This is a genomic window from Paenibacillus sp. FSL R5-0713 (genome assembly GCF_037973325.1).
In the GTDB taxonomy this organism is placed as follows: Bacteria; Bacillota; Bacilli; order Paenibacillales; family Paenibacillaceae; genus Paenibacillus.
In genome coordinates this window covers 3,600,806-3,617,672 of sequence record NZ_CP150229.1, presented here as the reverse complement: position 1 = coordinate 3,617,672, position 16,867 = coordinate 3,600,806, and the positions used below count along the sequence as shown (strand labels likewise).

The window sequence follows — 16,867 nt, the reverse complement described above, 5'->3', positions numbered from 1 at the left end:
CCTTTTTGTCTACTTTGACAGGGTAATGATCATAAATAGTGACTTTTACTGAACTAATGTTCTTGTCCTTATCCAATTTTTTCTAAAGATTATATTAAATCAGTGTTCTATGGCCCCCAGTTACCTCTGCATGCTCATCTGTTATATGCGTTCATTAATTCTGATCAATAATTTCTTTAAGATTTGCTTCTCCTCGTCATTTAGGGCTTGAACGATTTCATCCTCTACTTTTTGAAATGAGTTATTAAAGTCTTCAATCAAGTCAACCGCTTTTGGTAATACATAAATATTTTTTTGCCGTTCATTATTGGCCGGGATTTTCCGTTCGATGAAACCTTTTTGCTCTAGACCTTGAAGCATGCTTGTAACACTTGCCCCACGCAAATGAAACCGATCTGCAAGATCCTTTTGAATAATATGATTATCTTGATTCTCATAAATATAATCGATTACTTTTCCTTGTTGAGAACTTAATCCTAACTCTTTTATACTTTCATCCGCTCTTTTCTTTAACTTAAGACCGATAATTTGAAACAACTCCATATAAGGCGTATCTTCTCGGGAATGCATGACCGTCCATCGTCTCCTCTCTAATTGTTAGGAATCTAATTGTAAGTAGCTAAAATATACAGTGATCCCAGTAGGCTTGTCAAACGATTGTTAGACTGTTGACTGTTAGTTATCTAACAGTTATACTGCGAAGTGTTCAGTCACAAACACATTAGGAGGATTTATGATGGAGAAATTAAATCAGAATGCTGGGTTAGAAAAAATTACTGCGATTACGAATGTACGGATCTTTGATGGATATCAAATCATTGCTCCCAGACATATTGTCATTAAAGGGGTGTCCATTATTTCAGTGGGCGGAGACATTCCAAGCGACGCAACAATTATCGATGGAGAAAATGCGACATTAATACCTGGCCTGATTGATGCACATGTCCATACCTCAATTGGCGGATTACGGGATGCCTTAAAATTCGGCGTTACAACAGAACTCGAAATGAACGGCGACTTTACTAAAAGAGGGCGCGAAATTCAGCTAAAAAATGTCGATGACATCGCAGACGTCCGATCTGCTGGTACGGCGATTACCGCTCCTGGTGGGCACCCAGATGAATTACTGCCTGATGGAGATGAAATACCTGAATTCGTATTAAAGGAACTGGAGAAGTTATCGGAGGAAGACCGGGAAGCCATGTTGGCCGCCTACGCTCACGATCACGACGAAATACCTCAAGTGACGACGGTTGAAGAAGCGATCAAACATGTGCATACCCAAGTGGAGAATGGATCCGACTATATTAAGATCATGATTGAAGAAGGAACGGTTATGGGTGCACCTGGCCTGCCTGTTCTAAGTGATGAGATCCTAAAAACAGCCGTTACTGAAGCCCACAAATTCGATAAGTTGGTTATTGCCCACGTTTTGACGGCTCTTTCATCGAAAGCAGCCATCGATTTTGGAGTCGACGGTTTGGGGCACTTGTTTATCGACAGACCCGAGTACACGTCCGAATTGGTCAAATCCATAGCTGATTCTGGAGCTTTTGTTACACCGTGCTTGGTGTTGAATTCATCGATTATAGGTAATCCGGCATCGGAATTGGCTAATGATCCACGAGTTCATTCCAAATTAAGTCCAGATTGGATCGATATCTTGAACTCAAGCTTCAATACGTTCCCGCATGGCAATATGGAGAACAGCTTTAAAAATGTGATGGATCTTCACCGTGCCGGAGTTGATATTCTTGTAGGGACGGATGTCGCACCGGTTCCCGTTCCGAACCTTGGTGGCCTTGCTCATGGGGCCAGTGTTCACCACGAAATGCAGCTGCTGGTGAAGGCTGGGTTCACTCCGATCGAAGCTCTTCAGTCGGCTACTTCCAAACCGGCCCGTTGCTTTGGTCTACATGATCGTGGCCGGATTACCGAAGGTGCACGTGCTGATCTTATTCTCATAAACGGTGATCCGATCACTAATATTTCAGATACATTGTCAATCCAATCCGTATGGTTCAACGGTTCGCGAAAACTAGGCTAAAAACTAGAAGATTATATCTTCCTAATTGTAAAATCACTAAGAAGAGGGAATGCAAAATGCAGTCCCTCTTCGACTTTAATCTACCCTCCCCCTCTACTTAAGGAGCATACAGCTTTGGATTCAACGGGACTTTGGTTTGTCTCCTACTGAGATGGCTATCTTATTTTGCAGTATAAATAGAAAACCCATGTTATCTTAAAAGACAGCATGGGTCCTGAGAGTTGTTCAATTCGTTTCCTTGTTGAAATGATATTGTTGGATGTTACTCCATCCGCTTACATCACATTGTGCATAATCATTATCACCCACAGCAACCATCGTACCATCCGATTTCAATCCAATTGTATGGGCACAGCCCGCTGAAATAGCTCTAATGTCATGCCAGCCCCTTACGTCGCATTGTTGATGTTTATTAGAACCCACAGCAACCATTGTACCATCAGACTTAAGACCCACGGTATGATAACTTCCCGCTGCAACTGCGACAATATCGAGCCAACCGCTTACGTCGCATTCCCCTTCATGAGTTCTACCCGTAGCCACTACCTTGCCATCCGATCTAAGCCCAACCGTATGAAGATACCCTGCCGAAACAGCCAACATGTCGCCCCAGTCGTTTACGCTACATTGGTTATATTTATTGTTACCAATTGCTGTTACCGTACCGTCTATTTTTAGACCAACTGTATGCCAGTCCCCCGTCGTGACCGATATAATATCATGCCAGCTGCTCACGTTGCATTCCCCTTCATTATTTCGCCCCACCGCAACCACGGTGCCATCTGATTTAACCCCAACAGTACGGCACCAACCTGCTGAAATGGTTATGATATCGCGCCATTCGCTTACATTGCATTGATCATGCTTATTCCAACCTATAGCTGTTACCGTACCATCAGATTTAAGACCAACGGTATGAGCATTACCTGTGTTCGTAGCCATATGAACATTACCGGCATCAACGGCGACGATATGGGACCAATCGCTTACATCACATTGACCGTATTTATTATCACCCACGGCTATGACTGTTCCGTCAGATTTAAGAGCGACGGTATGACGGCGACCTGCCGCTACAGTACAGTTACGGAACCCTTTTGTCTTAAACACTGCTACCTTCCGTGAATTGTAGTCCATAACTTTCCTCCCCTCCACCCATTAAAATCCTCCGTTGTTCAACGGTGAGTCACCAACGTACTACTCTTATTCAACGTTGTATTATAATACTCCTGGCTGTCAAGATAACGGAACCATGCCATGCTATCCAGATATGTTGATACCATTCCTCTGAAGGATAAATTCTTGTTTCGGGACGGAACAATATGGATAAATGTGTCTATCTGTATGTATCTGTATGTAACTGAATCGTGAGTTCTCTCATTTTATATGGTTAGTATGCCAATCACAAAATTTGAGACAAAAAATACCGACCCTTCAATTTCAAAGGTCGGTTTACCCAAATCGGGAGAAGAAAACAATGGTTATAGCTGTATTATATCCACCCTATGCCGTTATATACCGTATTCTGCTCTAACTCTATGTTTATCTTGGCATATCAGTAATATCAACGCTCATATGTTCAGTAAGCATTAAGGTCACATCCACTTTCACTTTGCTCCACAATAGAGTCATTTTGTGAAGGTAACCTCTTACCGAATAATTTACTGTTAAACTCAGCTCGGATCTCTCCCCTTCAATGATTTTTATATGATGTTCCTTTAAACTTTGTTTTGACTTGTACATCTCTAAAGCAATTTTCTTTTGGGTACCGTCCAGGTAATCAATATACACCGATTTCATCTTAAAGTTTGAAGCGTATATTTTATGCTTATCTACCTCCAGAGCACCTAAAAGATACGGAAGCTCAACCAGCCTCTTGACGAGTGCAAGTTCCTCAGAAGTTTGTCTCACCGTACACACCTCCTCCTTCTTCAAACTTTACAGTGACCAGTTGATCAAAATCGACCCATTCAAATCCATTATCCATTTCAATTTTTATTTTTTTTCCAAAGGCACTGACTGAAGTGACGATCCCGTGTATATACCGGTTGCCTGACTCATGAAATACTTCAAAGGTGGCTTGCAACGTATAGTTGAGGGACATATCTATATGTTGAGCAATAATCTCCCACTCATCTTCATGAATCAGAGGTTTCGCTTGAACATGAATTTGAGTACGATGCTGTATAATTCGTTCTTTATGTTGTGGAAGCATCATGCGGCTCGATTCCCATAATCCATTGGCCTCCAGTTTTTTGCTCATTTGTAATGCCCCCCAATTTTAGAAGCTCGATCGATCGCTTGGCCCGCAGCCGTAATGGAGCTCGCTCGAAGAATGGCAATGTCGCCATATCGATCCTTGATGTTGTCCATCACCTGATCAATGGCTCGTTTCTGCTCTTGATCATCGAAGAAAGATAGTTGATATGTATCCGCATTGGATAATTGAGATAGGGATACGCCTACACGGCGCACAGGTTGCCCATCCCAATGTTGATGGAATATGCGTTTGGCTATTTTGCACACATCAACGGTTATGTTTGTAGGATCAGACAGTTTAACCTGCCTGTGAAAACCCGTTGGGTGATCAAAATCTGCTCCCGATACACTCACAGATATGACACTACCCATCAGCCCTTTTTTACGGGCTCTTCTGCACACTTCTGTACAGATATCGAGAATAACCACTTCAATCTCCCATGCTTCTGTGAAATCTCTGGGCAGGGTCATTCCGTTTCCGATATCCTTTTGTGTATTGTGTGTGTTGACCGTTACCGGCGAATTGTCGAGTCCATTGGCAACCCTCCAGATGACTTCTCCATTAACACCCCATTTGCTTCTTAATTTGGAAAGAGGCGTATTCGCCAGGTCTTTAATGGTTCGGATACCCATCTTCCAGAGATGTTTTTCCATTCTTGAGCCAATCCCCCACATATCGCGGATGGGCTTATCTCCAATGTGAAGATGTAACTCCTCTTTCTTTAAGTGAAAAATGCCACCTTCCGCTTTTTTAGCAATCATATCGCAGCACAATTTACTGATAATTTTGTTTTCACCAATGCCCGCTCTGGCGTAAACCCCTGTTTCGTTATAGATTTTGTCTTGAATTTGTTTGGCCAAATCGATTGGATCATTACCAAATAAATGCATAGACCCTGTAAAATCAGCGAATAATTCGTCTATACTGTATGGCTCAACCAGATCGGTGAATTCCTCAATAATGGACATGATTTGGGTGGAAACTTCAATGTATTCTTGCATGTGAGGTCTGACAATGATCAGTTCAGGGCACTTCTGAAGAGACTGCCAGAGTGGTTCTGCGGTAGATACCCCCTTAGCTTTGGCTAATGGACAAGCGGCAAGAATAATGCCAGAACGTCTTGCTGGATCGCCTGCAACGGCGAGAGGTCTATTTTTGTATTGGGGCATTTTTGCCTTTTCGACTGAAGCATAAAAACTCTGCATATCAATGAGCATGATGGTTCGCTGCTTAGTCCACACTGAAATCACTCCTGTACATTTAAGAACGTATGTTTGTATATATTATAAACCGAACATGTGTTCTTTATGCAAGAGGTAAATATTTATATTTGGCATAGGACCAAGTGAAGGATTCAGATCATACTAGGTTACGCTCGCAAAAAAAGTCGCTAAATTAGCGACTTCAACGGGAACATTCTTATCCTTTATGAAATTTCCAGATGCAATAGCGGGAACGGATTACCAGAACCATCGAATTCGGAGCGTCCGATCTGTACAAACCCCATTTTGCTATAGAATTGTGCAGCTCCAGGATTCTGTTCGTTGACATCCACCTTCAGGTGGCGTCCTTTGATCTTGACAGTATGTTCGATCAGCAGACGACCAACTCCCTGTCCATGCTGACTTGGATCGACGAATAACATCTCAATAAAGTTATCTTGCAACCCGATAAAACCGACAGGCTGATGTTCTTTATCTAGAGTTTCCCACACCTCGACTTGCCGTTCCTGTAATACTTTGTTTACCACATCCCGATAGAATTGAATGTGTTGTTCCTCCAAAAATGTATGTGTTGCTCGAACAGCTCTCTCCCAAATCTGAACCAGTCGTTCCTGATCTTGCTCCCGATATGATACAATATCCATCTCAATCTCTCCAGTCTTTCTTTAGGGCGTGTCTCAAAACTCGCTGAAGTGCATCTTTCACCGCCTTTTCGCCCCCTGCTGCGTCACTTTCCCTTGACGTGCCCCGGCACGCCTGCAGAAAACTTTCTTGCTTGGAACGAAAATTCGGCAAAATCTGCTCCCTTCGGAGTTTTCAGACACGCCCTAGTTAATTTAAATCACTGTTTCTTGCTTAGCTTTTCAATAGCCAGTTCTTCCTCTGTTACGAAGAATATATCGTTCCCCATGTTGCTTTCATAGATAAAATCTCGAAGACTTTTGCTGGTATAACCGGAAAAATCACCAATGATCGCAATTTTGGTCTGGTAATTGATGAACTTTTGCAACACTTCACCTGCCAGCCGTGTTTTCAGATCAAAAAACACTTCACTGACAGCAGATTTGTTAACTATAATACGGTGACAATCGGCTTCATATTGAACCGTAGCCATAAGATCGATAGCGGATTGAACATCGGTAATTAATTCTTCATCACTCGTAACGTAAGCAATAGATACTCCATTTTCATTTATTTTTCTGATATTCATGTCTTCTTTTCCCTCATTCCTTATATTGAAGAACCCAATATCTTGATCCAGGTTCACCTTCTTCTACAATAGCTTTCCAGCCTTGTTTTTTATAAAATGTGAGTGCTTTATGATTATCCGAGACACATTTTAATGTGACAGGCATTCCCAGTTCGACCACGGATTGCTGAAGTAACTGTTTTCCCACCCCTTTGCCGGCAGCACTTGGGTGCACAAACAAATTATGAATAAAGCGGTCAGGTACATATAGTGACGCAAATCCAAGTACTTGATCGTTGTCCTCTGCCAAAAGAATCTGTTCTTCCGATGTATCCCGGTCAAAATCGTCTAGTCTCATCTCATCGGCACTGGCCCAGTGAAAGCTCTCCCGCCGGGAATCCAAATAAATATGTCTCAATTGTGGATAGTCTGCAATACGGGCTTCTCTAATGATCATCCGATCAATCCCCCATTTCCTCTGTGTCATCAATGTCGTTGTTACCTAGAGCCGATCTTTACCATTTGTTTGGCCTGCACACGACCTGCCTGTAACAAGTCATCACTGAACTTCGCATCACTAACTGCCCGTGCCAGTGCAACGGTACCTACCATACTGCTTACCAATGCATAACCATCAGCGGTATTCATCCCAGCCATAGTTGTAATAAACGCGATAAAACGTTGCAACTCCTGCGTGTAAGCTTGTCGAATATCCTCCGATAGTTGGGAAATCTCTCCCGATAAAGCTGGTAAGATACAACCGACTTCTGTCTGATCTCGGTGCAGGGAGCTTAAATAAAAATCAATGACAGCCTCAATCGACGTCTGATCTTCGTTTTTGTTTTTGTCTGCAATGCTCTGTAGCATTGCAATGGTATCACTAATGGCGAAATGACAGGTCTCCATCACAAGCTGATCTTTATTTTCAAAATGGGAGTAAAATCCCCCATGTGTCAGTCCAGCACCTTTCATAATATGTGGAAGACTAATATTCCGCACGCCATGGGTTCGAAATGCTTTGGCCGCACTGGTAATAATATGGTTCCGAACTTTGAGCTTGTGCCCTTTTGGATAAGGCATCCCTACTTCTCCCCCTTATATAAGTCTGTATCTGTGAGTGTATTTTAAAATATTATAGTTATCATATTATTTAATGTCAATTCATATATCACCATCTTCAGCAATGAGAGAGTGATTATAAATGGAGTATTGACTCCCTTAAAATATGATGACTATAATATATTACGATCATCATATTTTAAGTTTGGAGGTACGAATCATGAATTTATTAGAAGTCGTAGATACGCTGGTCATTGGATCAGGGCCTGGCGGTTATGTGGCTGCTTTACGTTCGTCACAACTAGGCATGAAAACAGCCATTGTAGAGCGCCAACAGATCGGAGGTGTCTGTACGCATGTAGGCTGTATTCCTTCCAAAGCGCTCATTGCTGAAGCGGAGCGTCTTCATATGCGCAGACAATGGGGAGCTGTTGACGGAGCTTCTTCTTATCAGGAGGCTCAGGTGTTCAAGCAAGCTGTGGTGGATAAGCAGTCTGGAGGGGTTCGGTTTTTACTCAAAACGGCGGGTGTGACTGTTATCGAAGGAGAAGCTAGATTAACTGATGCGAATATCGCTGAAATATATCACGCTGAACAGGGTGCGCGTCGAATAAGCTTTAAGCATCTCATCCTGGCTACCGGTTCCCGTCCGATTGAAATAAGCTCTCTTCCTTACGGCGGACGGATTCTCTCTTCCACTGAGGCGCTATCGCTGCCGCACATTCCAAAGAGTCTCGTTGTGGTTGGCGGCGGTTATATTGGGGTGGAACTGGGTCAGATGTTTGCGAGATTTGGAACTAACGTTACGATGCTCGAGGGCGGTGAACAGATTTTGCCCGGATTCGAAGCAGAGCCTGTTGCACCTGTCGTTCGTCAACTGAAAAAGGACGGGATAACCATCTTAACCGAAGCTAAGGTTACAGGAGCAGATCAAAATACGAGTCATATCGATCTCCACTATATGCGTCAGAATGAACACCATGTTGTTCAAGCTGAATATGCATTAATTACGGTAGGCAGAAAACCGAACACAGATGGAGCCTTGGGTCTTGAACATATAGGTCTGTCCCCTACTCCACAAGGCTTGATTGAGATTGACGAACAGTGCAGAACATCCATCCCGCATATCTATGCCATTGGAGATATTGTTCAAGGCCCTGCTTTGGCTCATAAAGCTTCTTATGAAGCAAAAATTGCAGCAGAAGCGATCGCAGGCAAACCCTCTGTCATCGACTACAAAGCTATTCCGCTCGTTGTGTTCTCTCACCCGGAGATTACGAGCGTTGGTCTTAGCGAAACGGCGTGTAAGCAAAAATCAATTCCTGTTGTCGTTGGCAAATCTGTTTTCTCCATTAATGGCCGTGCACTGGCTCTGAAGGAAACCGAAGGATATGTCAAAATCGTTGCTCACGCTGAGTCTGGCCTTGTATTGGGTGCACAGATTGTCGGGGCTGAAGCATCTACTCTTATATCTGAGCTTTCCCTTGCAATTGAGATGGGAGCAACGGTAGAAGATATAACCATGACCATTCATCCGCATCCAACGCTAGGCGAAATCATCATGGAGGCCGCAGAACAGGCCCATCAGAGAATGGAAAGAAGGTAACCGGAGTCGTTTGATTACGGTTGGAAAGTTGTATGTGAACGAATTCATATCATAAAGAGAGTAATTAGATAGGGAGAGATTATCTTGAAGACTAAATGGAGATTATATATCATCATAACTTTGATTATTATTTTGGCAGGCGGTTTGTTGATCGCGAAGGGGACAGACGCCGTGAGTCAGGCTGAAAGTAAAAAGCAGGGAATATTGAATACGGAACCTAACACTGAAGGGTTTTATGTTGATCTGTATATTCCAGAATCACAGATTAACCAGCTTCAAGCAGATCAAAAGGTAAACGTTCGTTTTCCATATCTGGAGAATCTTCTTGTAAAGGAAGGTGTGGTTACGTCGATCGCCCCCTCTCCTCAATTCGCCAATCTGCGTATGACGCGGGAAAAAGGCCAAGCAGATCTAAGTATGTTTCTGATCCGGATCTCTATTCCAACAAGTACAGATTTGCTTCCGGGAATGACTGCGGAGGTGCAGCTTGATGAAATCACTGGCTGATGAATGGAAGCACATACGCGGGAGTAAGTGGATCATTATTATTTTTGCTGCCCCTCTAATTGCCGCTGTATTTTTCGGGCTTATGTTCTCCCGCAATCAGTTGAGCGAAACACCGGTTGTCGTTATGGATGAGGATCACTCTTCATATTCAAGGCAACTTATTGAAGAAATCAATGCTTCTCAATATATGAAAGTCACAAATGTGTTTGCCAATCGCCTCTCTCCGGATACGCTGCTGGCGAACGAGAAGGCAGTGGCAGTCATTTTCTTGCCGGAAGGAATAGAGCAACGTAAAGACCAGGGATTGCCCTCAAGTATCGGGGTATGGATGGACAACACCATGCCTTCTAGCCTGAGTGGTATTCGGCCTGCAATTCAAGAAATAATAACAACCGAAAATATGACGCTTGCTGTATCACGTCTTGCTCAAACCGGCATGGACATCGAATCAGCAAAAGCTCTGGTATCCCCGCTGTCTCAAGCGCAGCGCATGTTATATAATCCCAATTCAAGTTATATTGGTACCATGGTGATCGGATTTGTAAATATCATTATACTGATGCTCACGACGGGTGCAGCTGGCGCGATCGCTCCCCGTCTTCGGCAAGAGGGTAAGCTTATATCTGAGGGGAGTTCCCCCTTCCAGCTGTGGATTCGTGTCTTGCCCTATGTGATATTAAGCACCTGCTCTTCCCTGCTCAGTTATGGGATGTTAAAACAAGTGGGACATATGCGATTTGAAGCGGCACCGTATGTCTTTATCATTCCTTTATTGCTGTATTCGATGGCATTATGTTTGCTCGCGATGTTACTCGGTTATTCTGTTCAAAACGTGTCCAGGGTTGGTGCCAGAATGAGCTTGATCCTATATCCATCATTTCTGGTAACAGGTATTCAACTGACGCCGCTTGCATTTCCAACATTTTTTCAGGTTACAGCATGGGGTTTGCCTATGAATTGGCTCAATCGTATGATTCGTGGAATGGCCTTTAGACACGGTGAGTTGACTTTTTATAGTGTAGAGCTAGGAGCCTGTATACTGATTATCGGTTTGGCTTCATTAGGTATAGGATTATTCCTGCGAAGAGAATCACAGGTGCTAACGTCAACACTTGAAGCAAAAGCAGTTTAGATTGGACAATCGCCGTAAGCCTGTGAAAATAATAGGCTGCGGCGATTTATGTTAGAATCAAAACCAGAGTAATGAAGCCACCACCTGCAAGAGAACATTACACAGAAAAAGTGAGGTTTATGATATGAAGAAATCAAACGAAGTATATTGCGTGACTGAGCGCCTTGTTATTCGCAATTTCATTTTGCAGGATGTACATTCGTTCTATCACTACCGGGCTAATCCAGATGTTTCCCGTTTTCAATCCTGGGAAAATTATACGCTCCAAGAAGCTGAAGCATTTATCAGCAAACAAATAGTACATTCCCCTAACCAGCCCGGGACCTGGTTCCAATACGCCATTGCTCTAACGGAGTCGGATCAATTAATCGGCGATTGTGCCATTCATACACTTGCAGATGAACCTCAGATTGTCGAGCTCGGATTCACTCTTGCACCTGAATTTCAAGGCAAAGGATACATGAATGAGGCACTTTGTGCCCTGATGGACTATGTATTTGGCGCTCTAAATAAACATAAGCTGATCGCTTTCGCCGATGTAAGGAACACCAAGTCGATTCAAGTGTTAGAGCGATTGGGCATGAGACGTGAAGGACACCTGCTCGAAAATTACATGTCCAAAGGTTTCTGGATAGATGAGTTTCAATATGCAATGCTGCAATCGGAGTGGTTGAACAAACAATAATAAAGCTGGAGATGATCGTTCTTATTCTACAGGAGGAAATGACATGTTGAAGGAAAAGTATGCCACAGAGAACGGCTCTATTTTTCGAAAGCTGGCACTCGGTCTAGTACTGATGTTTATGCTGATTGTACTGATCTTCTGGTGGATCTATCGATTAAATGTGGAAGATATTCAACGAGAGTTGGAAAAGAATAAATTGGGCGAAGTGCGATTCATGTCCTCCCAGCTATCGAATCAATTTGAACAGGTATTAATGAATGCGCTAACATTATCAGAGGATCAATCCGTCAGAGGTTATACATATGTTCTTCATTACGGAAATGATTTTGCTAAATACAAGGCCAAGCTGGAGCTCATTGAGAAGCTGGCTTTAAACAGTGCTTCCACCTCATGGAACAATACCATTATTTTGTATTATCCGGATCATAAGGACACGGTATCTTCTGATCCACAGTTCTCGTTTCGATCATTCTCCATGTCTCAAGACCCGCTCGATCAATGGATATTACATATGAACAAGGATGGCACAGGTTATTATTCACATCTCACCAAGGGACATCGAGGGCCGATGTATATCGAGATCAGGATCTCATTAGACGTCTTGCAGAAAATGATGTCTGATTACACATCCGGAACACCGATGCTGTATGATTCCCATTTTCAAACAGCCATTCGAGGTTCAGGCTCCCTTGAACTTGCCCAGGCGGATGCTCAGGTTGTTCCACAGCTCAGAAATGACAGAGGTTTCTTTGAAATTGCCTTTCAGGACAGGAATTACTTCATCACGTATATGAAAGCAAGTATTCTGGATTTATACTTTATCGACTATCATCCAACCAATCAGCTTCAGCAATCCATTTCACGTAACAATACGTTGTTTGTGCTGGCACTTGTAGCCCTGCTGCTTCTCTCGCTTTTGTACATCATGGCTCTGCGTAATCAGATTCAACAACCCATTATTCGGTTGCGTAAAGCGATCGACCGGTTTGACCGTGGAGATTTCTCCAGCCGGGTCGACGAAACTCAGATTCTGGAATTCAAAATCCTGGGTCGATCGTTCAATCGAATGGCTGAGAATACGCAGACATTAATTGAGCAAGTCCTTCTTGGCGAGCTTTCTGTCAAAGAGGCCAGACTCAAGCAGTATCAGGCTCAGATTAATCCCCATTTCCTATACAACTGTCTCAACTATATTCAGAGCAAATCGAGTGTAAAGGACTATGAATCAGTCACAGCCATGACCTTGGAACTGGCTTCCTACTGCCGTTATATTCATCGTATTGAAGATATGGATTCCACGCTAGGTGAAGAGCTACGTTTTGTGAATCATTACATGTCGATTATTCATATGCGAAAAAAAACGATTACTTTTGATATCGATGTACCCAAAGAGCTTCTCTCGGTACGTATCCCTCGTATGATTTTGCAGCCACTTGTTGAAAATGGGGTCAAACATGGGATTGAACCCTCCATGGGTCCAGGGCAAATTACGATTCGCGCGGAGCAGGACCAAGAGGTCATCCGTATCATCGTTGCAGATAATGGGGTAGGCATGCCCGAAGAGCGACTGTCGCTGATCTGCAAACACATGGATGAACTAACCCGCCCGGAGGAACAGATCGGAACTGGAGTTCGAAATGTCAATCAGCGAATCAGACTCACATATGGGAAACGGTCGGGCTTGTCCGTTCAATCTGGCCTATATGAAGGTACCCTGTGCATGATTACGATACATAAGGAGGATATTGCAGATGCATCAGATTCTGTTGGTTGACGATGAATCCTATGTGATTGACGATCTTGAGATCTCATTTCCATGGGATGAATATCGGATTGAGCGTATTCACAAAGCATATTCCGGAATGCAGGCCTTATCCATTCTGGATGAACAGACCGTAGATATCGTGATTACGGATATTTCAATGCCGGTGATGAACGGACTTGAGCTAATTCGGCAGATCAAGGCGGCTAAACCCAACCTGCCCTGTATTTTGCTTACCGGTTATGCCGAGTTCGAGTATGCGAAAGAAGCGACCAAACATGGGGTTGTTGAGTATTTATTAAAACCGCTAGATGTGGAAAAACTGGCGGCATGTCTGGAAAAGACGGTACTTTCCATTGAGGAGCACATTCGCAGAGCCTTGTCCTATGAACAGGCGATGAACTCGTTTCGCGAGCATCTGCCTTCGTTGAAGGACAGGCTGCTGAATCAGTTGATTGAAGGTAATCGTTATGCAGAAGATGCTTTGAACGACAAGTTGGCACACTATCATCTGCCCTTCCATGCCGAAGATGAAGTTCAACTCGTTCTGGTACGGCTAGAAGAACATTTCACCAGGCATACGACGAGCAGCCTGCAATTGTTTGAATACGCTGTGACCAACATTGCATGTGAGTTATTTAATACAGCTTTTCATACCTGGCATTGCAGGGATCGTTATGATTATCTGGTTTTCTTGTTAAAGGTAAGTCACTGTAAGCAATTGCCGGCACAGGATCAGATTGAGGATCAGAATCAGGGTCTCACGCATATTTCCCTACAGCTGCATCATAACGTCAATGAATATCTGAAAGGTGGCATTTCCGTTATCCTGAGCCAAAAGGGTAAACTCCAGCATGATATCCGTGACATGTATGAGCAAGCCCTGTCCGCTCTCAAAAAGCAGGTAGGTAACGGTATAGGGTACTTCCTTTCCCTTCAGGAAAGCTATCGTCCCGTATCCATTCGTTCCTTGCATATTTTATATGAACCACCAACATTCAATCATTTGCTTGAAACAGGACAATGGGAAGTATTCAAAGAACGTCTGCACCGAATTGAGGCAGGTTATGGCACGCTGCCTGAACAAACCGAAGAACATCTGGACGAGATTCAGATTATATTGTTGTCAGCCTTTCATTACATTGCCCACAAAAATCAAGCGCTGTTATCCGATCTGGCCGGAAACGAATGGGTTCCGCGTGTGCCTTTTCGGTCCGTATCCCAGCTTACAGATTGGGCCGAGAACATGCTTGATCGACTGCGCATGAAGCTGGAAGAACAGTCTTTAGGTGAGCAACATGACGTCATTCATCAGATCAAGACGTTTGTTTCCGCCAATCTGCACTCCCTTAGCCTTCAATCGATCGCAGATCATGTATGCCTGCATCCGGTTTACGTCTCCAAGCTGTTTAAACAATTTCAAGGCATCAGCTTGAGTGAGTACATTTTAAGTGTCAAAATGGATCTCGCCCTCTACCTGCTTAACCACTCGCAGGATAAGGTATATGAGATTTCCGATAAACTGGGCTACGCCAATTCCCAATACTTCATCAAGGTGTTTCGCGATAAATTCGGTATGACACCTCAGGATTACCGGGAGCAATAAAGCAGATTATCATGAAGAAAGTTAGCGTAAAACAAAGTAAAAAAAACGCACTACATGTATACAGGTAAATAAAACTCCTTATACATGTAGTGCGGTTCGTTTTTTATTTTATCGTGTCATACCATGCGTTTACTTCTTCCGTGATCTGTTTACCGCCAGAAGACATGTACTGTTGCACGAATGCATCAAAATCCTCAACAGGTGCTTGGCCATAAATGATTTTATTCAACACTTCCTTTTCCAGCTTGCTCAGCATATCGCCTCGGGAAACTTGTGTTTTCGTGGGAACACCCGTGAACATTTCAGGCATGATGATATCCTTCTGGTCAATGACAATCTTGGCGGCCTTAATCTGTTCAGGGATGCGGTCTGCCAGGTTTTTCTCATACTGAGTGGTTGGTTCTTTCCCACCTGCAAGCTCTGCCAGGGTATTCATCATCAGGTTAGGGATAATCGCGCCGTCAAACGTCAACGTATAACGGATCGCATCAATCCAGCCACCAGGAATTTTATCGCTTTGCAGTTCTTTATAAACGGTTCCGTCTGGAGCGATGTCATAATCATAACCTTTAGCAAATCCGTGCACGAACGTTGTGCTGTCCGGATTAGCCCAGTGATCAAACAAATAGTTCTGATATACAAAGAATGCATCTTTATGTTCCATATCCTTATTAATGAGAACGGCTCCTGTACTTATTGGCGTTCCATGTCGTCCCATCTTCCCGTCAGGGCCGGCCGGAAGTGGATATGCTTTATACTCGGCATCAGGCACGTTTTTTTGCAGATCCGGGAGCGGCCAGCCTGTCATCCAGTAAGGGCCAACGATTATACCGGACTTGCCTGCAGTAAACGCCTCCGTTGCTTTGGGCTCATCATAAAGCCCCGCTTCCTTATCAATGTATCCTTTTTCCATCCATTCTTTCATTTTCGTCAGTGTGGGCTTCATCTCAGGCTGGATGGAGCCGTAGGCAAGTGAACCGTCTGCGGCTTTGTTCCACTGATTAGGCATCGCTCCAAACATGCCAAAAATCCAGCCGGATTCCGACATCCAGGTGTTCAAGTCATTCTTGAAACCTACAGACAAAGCAATGGTATCCTTCTTGCCGTTGCCATCCGGATCTTGATTGACGAAGGCATCCATGACCGTCTCCAACTCGGCTAAGGTGGTCGGTGCTTTCAGGTTTAACTTCTTGAGCCAATCTTCGCGAATGTACATGACGGGGTCATTATTGTAAGCGTTCTCCAGAATGGGAATAGCCATTCGTTTACCATCACGGACATACGGATTCCATACGTTTGGATCTTCCGCCATCGCTTTTTTGTAAACATCGGAGGCATATTTATCAAATAATTCCCCCGCATCCGTGAATTGACCCGATTCGATCAAATCACTGATTAGCGTGGAGTCACCACGGAAAGAGATAATATCCGGCATTTTCTGTCCCGAGGTTAACATGAGACGAAGTTTGGTCTGGTACGCATTATTCTGTTCACTCACCGTCCATAAGTATTTAATATCGATCCCCAGTGTATCGTGAGCCCACTTCGTATGAACGTTATTTTCAATATTTTCCCCATTTTTGAACTTCAAGCTGCTGGTGATCGGAAATACAGTCGAGATGGTAACCGGCTCAACATATTTACCATTTTCAAACGGAGCGGAATAAAATTCATTACTGTCGCTAGGCTTGTTCTCTGATGTCGATTCATTGCTGCACGCTGCGAGCACACCGGATAACATTGTGGCAGCCATCAATATGCGAAGCGGTTTTTGCCATGTTTTAAACATGT

17 protein-coding genes are annotated in these 16,867 nt (G+C 43.7%); 7 read left to right on the top strand and 10 right to left on the bottom strand.

The features are described from left to right. Positions 1-141: 141 nt before the first annotated feature. Positions 142-570 (bottom strand): MarR family transcriptional regulator, encoded by a 429-nt coding sequence (locus tag MKZ12_RS16110; RefSeq protein ID WP_047843226.1) that lies wholly within the window; start codon positions 568-570, stop codon positions 142-144. A 166-nt stretch (positions 571-736) separates the two neighbouring features. Here MKZ12_RS16110 and MKZ12_RS16105 point away from each other — a divergent pair, with 166 nt between their 5' ends. After that, positions 737-2,047, top strand: coding sequence for an amidohydrolase family protein (locus MKZ12_RS16105; RefSeq protein ID WP_339243099.1), 1,311 nt, complete (start codon positions 737-739; stop codon positions 2,045-2,047). A gap of 225 nt (positions 2,048-2,272) precedes the next feature. Here MKZ12_RS16105 and MKZ12_RS16100 read toward each other — a convergent pair whose 3' ends face one another. The 8 genes from MKZ12_RS16100 to MKZ12_RS16065 all read right to left on the bottom strand — a co-directional run bounded on the left by MKZ12_RS16100 (position 2,273) and on the right by MKZ12_RS16065 (position 7,799). Then, entirely contained in the window at positions 2,273-3,184 is a 912-nt protein-coding gene (locus tag MKZ12_RS16100; RefSeq protein ID WP_339261453.1) for a chromosome condensation regulator, read from the bottom strand. A gap of 405 nt (positions 3,185-3,589) precedes the next feature. Further along, complete coding sequence (locus MKZ12_RS16095; protein ID WP_339255432.1) at positions 3,590-3,958, bottom strand: hypothetical protein; 369 nt, start codon at positions 3,956-3,958, stop codon at positions 3,590-3,592. After that, the gene (locus tag MKZ12_RS16090) at positions 3,942-4,310 is read right to left on the bottom strand and encodes a YolD-like family protein (RefSeq protein WP_339255430.1); all 369 of its coding nucleotides are present in this window, start codon (positions 4,308-4,310) and stop codon (positions 3,942-3,944) included. The genes MKZ12_RS16095 and MKZ12_RS16090 overlap by 17 nt, the downstream gene beginning before the upstream one ends. Beyond that, positions 4,307-5,524, bottom strand: a complete 1,218-nt coding sequence (locus MKZ12_RS16085) for a DNA polymerase IV (protein WP_253442607.1) — start codon at positions 5,522-5,524, stop codon at positions 4,307-4,309. Before MKZ12_RS16085 ends, MKZ12_RS16090 begins: the two co-directional genes overlap by 4 nt. Positions 5,525-5,733: 209 nt before the next feature. Continuing rightward, on the bottom strand, positions 5,734-6,180 hold the full coding sequence (locus MKZ12_RS16080; RefSeq protein ID WP_339261451.1) for an acetyltransferase: 447 nt from the start codon (positions 6,178-6,180) through the stop codon (positions 5,734-5,736). A 191-nt stretch (positions 6,181-6,371) separates the two neighbouring features. Beyond that, positions 6,372-6,740 (bottom strand): DUF4180 domain-containing protein, encoded by a 369-nt coding sequence (locus MKZ12_RS16075; RefSeq protein WP_339255428.1) that lies wholly within the window; start codon positions 6,738-6,740, stop codon positions 6,372-6,374. Between the two features lie 13 nt (positions 6,741-6,753). After that, entirely contained in the window at positions 6,754-7,176 is a 423-nt protein-coding gene (locus tag MKZ12_RS16070; RefSeq protein WP_339255426.1) for a GNAT family N-acetyltransferase, read from the bottom strand. A 41-nt stretch (positions 7,177-7,217) separates the two neighbouring features. After that, the gene (locus MKZ12_RS16065) at positions 7,218-7,799 is read right to left on the bottom strand and encodes a TetR/AcrR family transcriptional regulator (RefSeq protein WP_339233814.1); all 582 of its coding nucleotides are present in this window, start codon (positions 7,797-7,799) and stop codon (positions 7,218-7,220) included. Between the two features lie 199 nt (positions 7,800-7,998). Here MKZ12_RS16065 and lpdA point away from each other — a divergent pair, with 199 nt between their 5' ends. The 6 genes from lpdA to MKZ12_RS16035 all read left to right on the top strand — a co-directional run bounded on the left by lpdA (position 7,999) and on the right by MKZ12_RS16035 (position 15,076). After that, a complete protein-coding gene (lpdA, locus tag MKZ12_RS16060; protein ID WP_339255424.1) occupies positions 7,999-9,384 on the top strand; it encodes a dihydrolipoyl dehydrogenase in 1,386 nt (461 codons plus the stop codon). A gap of 84 nt (positions 9,385-9,468) precedes the next feature. Continuing rightward, positions 9,469-9,891 (top strand): HlyD family efflux transporter periplasmic adaptor subunit, encoded by a 423-nt coding sequence (locus MKZ12_RS16055; protein WP_339255422.1) that lies wholly within the window; start codon positions 9,469-9,471, stop codon positions 9,889-9,891. Beyond that, positions 9,875-11,023, top strand: a complete 1,149-nt coding sequence (locus MKZ12_RS16050; RefSeq protein ID WP_339255420.1) for an ABC transporter permease — start codon at positions 9,875-9,877, stop codon at positions 11,021-11,023. The genes MKZ12_RS16055 and MKZ12_RS16050 overlap by 17 nt, the downstream gene beginning before the upstream one ends. A 124-nt stretch (positions 11,024-11,147) precedes the next feature. Then, complete coding sequence (locus MKZ12_RS16045) at positions 11,148-11,708, top strand: GNAT family protein (protein WP_339255418.1); 561 nt, start codon at positions 11,148-11,150, stop codon at positions 11,706-11,708. 43 nt (positions 11,709-11,751) lie between these two features. Continuing rightward, positions 11,752-13,482: a histidine kinase gene (locus tag MKZ12_RS16040; protein ID WP_339255416.1), complete on the top strand. Its 1,731-nt coding sequence runs from the start codon at positions 11,752-11,754 to the stop codon at positions 13,480-13,482. Further along, positions 13,460-15,076 carry a response regulator gene (locus tag MKZ12_RS16035; protein ID WP_339255413.1) on the top strand — a complete coding sequence of 539 codons (1,617 nt, stop codon included), beginning with the start codon at positions 13,460-13,462 and terminating at the stop codon, positions 15,074-15,076. Before MKZ12_RS16040 ends, MKZ12_RS16035 begins: the two co-directional genes overlap by 23 nt. Positions 15,077-15,179: 103 nt before the next feature. Here MKZ12_RS16035 and MKZ12_RS16030 read toward each other — a convergent pair whose 3' ends face one another. After that, the gene (locus MKZ12_RS16030) at positions 15,180-16,865 is read right to left on the bottom strand and encodes an extracellular solute-binding protein (protein ID WP_339255411.1); all 1,686 of its coding nucleotides are present in this window, start codon (positions 16,863-16,865) and stop codon (positions 15,180-15,182) included. Between the last annotated feature and the right edge of the window lie 2 nt (positions 16,866-16,867).